Origin of the sequence: Rhodopila globiformis, assembly GCF_002937115.1 — a bacterium.
Lineage (GTDB): Bacteria > Pseudomonadota > Alphaproteobacteria > Acetobacterales > Acetobacteraceae > Rhodopila > Rhodopila globiformis.
On record NZ_NHRY01000161.1, the window covers coordinates 1 to 3264 of the forward strand.

The window sequence follows — 3264 nt, forward strand, 5'->3', positions numbered from 1 at the left end:
GTTGTTCGCAGCGGTCACGCCAACGGACCCCGGACGGCCCGGCAAATGGTCCTTGATCCGCTCCCACTGGTCGTCGCGCAAGGCATGTCGATGCATCGGTCAGCCTCTCCAAAGCTGACTGCCTATGCATCGAAGAACCGGGGCTGCTGGAATCGGGAAGCCGCTTGTTGATCAACGATTCCGCCGCACTGTTGCAGCCCAGACTCACTCGGCTGGCTCCAATTGACGACACGCCCTAGTAACGATAGAGTTCATGCTTGAACGGGCCTTGTTCAGCAATACCCAGATAGTCCGCCTGCTTTGGCGTCAGTTTCGTCAGCTTGGCGCCGACCTTCGCGAGGTGCAGGGCGGCGACCTTCTCGTCGAGGTGCTTCGGCAGGGTGTAGACCGTGCGCTCGTACTTGCCGGCCGGCGCGTTGAACAGCTCGATCTGCGCCAGCACCTGGTTGCTGAAGCTCGCGCTCATGACGAAGCTGGGGTGACCGGTGGCGTTGCCCAGGTTCACCAGGCGGCCTTCGGACAGGACGATCAGGCGCTTGCCGTCGGGGAACACGACCTCGTCCACCTGCGGCTTGACGTTGTCCCAGGAATAATTACGCAGCGCCTCGATCTGGATTTCCGAATCGAAGTGGCCGATGTTGCAGACGATCGCCCGGTGCTTCATCGCCCGCATGTGGTCGATGGTGATCACGTCCACATTGCCGGTGGCGGTGACGAAGATGTCGCCGACAGGCGCGGCGTCGTCCATGGTGGTGACCTGGTAGCCTTCCATCGCCGCCTGCAGCGCGCAGATCGGGTCGATCTCGGTCACCATCACGCGGCAGCCGGCATTGCGCAGCGACGCGGCCGAGCCCTTGCCGACATCGCCGAAGCCGTTCACCACTGCGATCTTGCCGGCCATCATCACGTCGGTGCCGCGGCGGATGCCGTCTACCAGCGACTCACGGCAGCCGTACAGGTTGTCGAACTTCGACTTGGTGACGCTGTCGTTGACGTTGATCGCCGGGGTCAGCAGCGTGCCAGCCTTCGACATCTCCCACAGGCGGTGCACGCCGGTGGTGGTCTCCTCCGAGATGCCGCGGACGTCGGCCAGCATCTCGGGATACTTGTTGTGCATGACCAGCGTCAGGTCGCCGCCGTCGTCCAGGATCATGTTCGGAGTCCATTGCCCCCCTTGGCCATCTGCGCCGTGAATGGTCTGGTCGATGCACCACCAGAATTCTTCCTCGGTCAGGCCCTTCCAGGCGAACACCGGGATGCCGGCGGCGGCGATGCCGGCGGCGGCGTGGTCCTGCGTGGAGAAGATGTTGCAGGACGACCAGCGCACCGTGGCGCCCAGGGCGACCAGGGTCTCGATCAGCACCGCGGTCTGGATGGTCATGTGCAGGCAGCCGGCGATGCGGGCGCCCTTCAGCGGCTGCGCGTTGCCGAATTCCTCGCGGATCGCCATCAGGCCAGGCATTTCGGTTTCGGCCATGCTGATTTCCTTCCGCCCCCACTCGGCGAGGGAAAGGTCCTTGACCTTGAAGTCCTGGAATGCCGCGTCGGCCATGCTTGAAGCTCCTGATTGGGTCGCAGCGCTATATAAAGATATCTGCATGTTTGCAAGGGATGACCGAGCCCTCCGCGATTCGGCACGCGCCGCCGTGCGGCGACGGCTGGCGTTTCCACCGGTCTGTTGCCTCACCGTCATGGCCGCGTGTCCCGGCCATCCGCCCCCCACCCTTGAAGCGCAGATGGCCGGGACACGCGCGGCCATGACCATGGGAGCCACGCTCACCCTCAGGGCCGACGCCTCAGACCGGAATGAGCCTGACCTTCCGGCCGTTCACGCCGAGCGCGATGCGGCCCTGCTTCAGCCGCAGCGCATCGTCGCCGAACACCTCCCGCCGCCAGCCGTGCAGGGCGTGGATGTCAGGCTCCTCCTCCATCGCCAGCCGATCGATGTCCTCGGAACTGGCGACCAGCCGTGGCGCCACGTGGTGCTGCTCGCACTTGGCGGCCAGCAGCACCTTCAGCAGCGCCACCAGGGCCGCCGACGGCCGCGCGCTGTCGCGCTGTTGCGGGGCCGGCGCCAGATCGGCGTCGGGCACGCGCCGGGCGGCCGCCAGGACGTCCAGCAGCGAGGTGCCGGAGCGGCCCTCGGCGAAGCCGCGCGTCACCCCCCGCACCCGGGACAGGGCCTCGGCGCTGGCCGGCGCCGTGGCGGCGATTTCCAGCAAGGCCTCGTCCTTGACCAGCCGCTGCCGGGGGATGTTGACGCGCTGCGCCTCCCGCTCCCGCCAGGCGGCGATCTCCTTCAAAATGTACAGGAACCGCTTGTTGGTGGAGCGCGGACGCAGCCGCTCCCACGCGGTATCCGGGTCGGTACGATAGGTTTCGGGATTGTTGAGGATGGCCATTTCCTCGGCTACCCAACCGAGCCGCCCCTCCTGTTCCAGCCGCTGCTTCAGGCGCAGGTAGACCTGGCGCAGGTAGGTCACGTCGGCGGCCGCATAGGTGATCTGAGCATCCGACAAGGGCCGGACGGACCAGTCGCTGAAGCGGTGCGCCTTGTCGATGTGCCCGCCCGTGAGGCTGGAGACCAGCGCGTCATAGCCCACCTGGTCGCCGAAGCCGGCAACCATGGCGGCGACCTGGGTATCGAACAGCGGCCGCGGCACGGCGCCATAGCGCAGCACGAAGATTTCCAGGTCCTGCCGGGCGGCGTGGAAGACCTTCATCACTGCCTCATCGGCGAGCAGCAAGCCGAGCGCGCCCAGGTCGATTCCATCCGCCTCGGCGTCGATTACCGCGACCTCGCTTTCCCCGGCGATCTGCACCAGGCACAGCTCCGGCCAGTAGGTGCGTTCGCGCATGAACTCGGTATCGACCGTGATGAACACTTCTGAATGCATACGCTGACAGAAGGCTTCGAGCTCGGTCGTCGTGGTGATGAGCACCGGGGGCGGAAATTCGGATCGTGCAGGGCGGGCCATGCGCCGCTTCTACACGCGTATGTGCGAAAGGCCAAAGCCCAGCCATGCTTTCGATCGCGATTTACGGCGGCATGGCCGTCTTTAGGGAGCACGGGCGGTACCCGGAACGGCACGGCATTCAACGGCTGGCACGGCCCGGTATGTCTACCGGTCAATCGCCAGGGCAATCGCACTTCAGAATAGTGCCAGGAGGCGAGCGAGATAGGCGTTGTCCCAGGCGGCCTTCTGGAACTTGCCGCGCAAGGCGTCCTTGTCGCCGTTCGTCTGCATGACATTGATGGCCATG

The 3264-nt window shown here is 65.6% G+C and carries 2 protein-coding genes and 1 pseudogene; all 3 read right to left on the bottom strand.

From position 1 onward, the window contains the following. A pseudogene (locus tag CCS01_RS35255) lies at positions 1-96 on the bottom strand (IS5/IS1182 family transposase); the annotation flags it as partial. A gap of 139 nt (positions 97-235) precedes the next feature. Continuing rightward, positions 236-1552: an adenosylhomocysteinase gene (ahcY, locus tag CCS01_RS15630; protein WP_104519726.1), complete on the bottom strand. Its 1317-nt coding sequence runs from the start codon at positions 1550-1552 to the stop codon at positions 236-238. A 244-nt stretch (positions 1553-1796) separates the two neighbouring features. Further along, complete coding sequence (gene rnd, locus CCS01_RS15635; RefSeq protein ID WP_104519727.1) at positions 1797-2978, bottom strand: ribonuclease D; 1182 nt, start codon at positions 2976-2978, stop codon at positions 1797-1799. Positions 2979-3264: the final 286 nt, after the last annotated feature.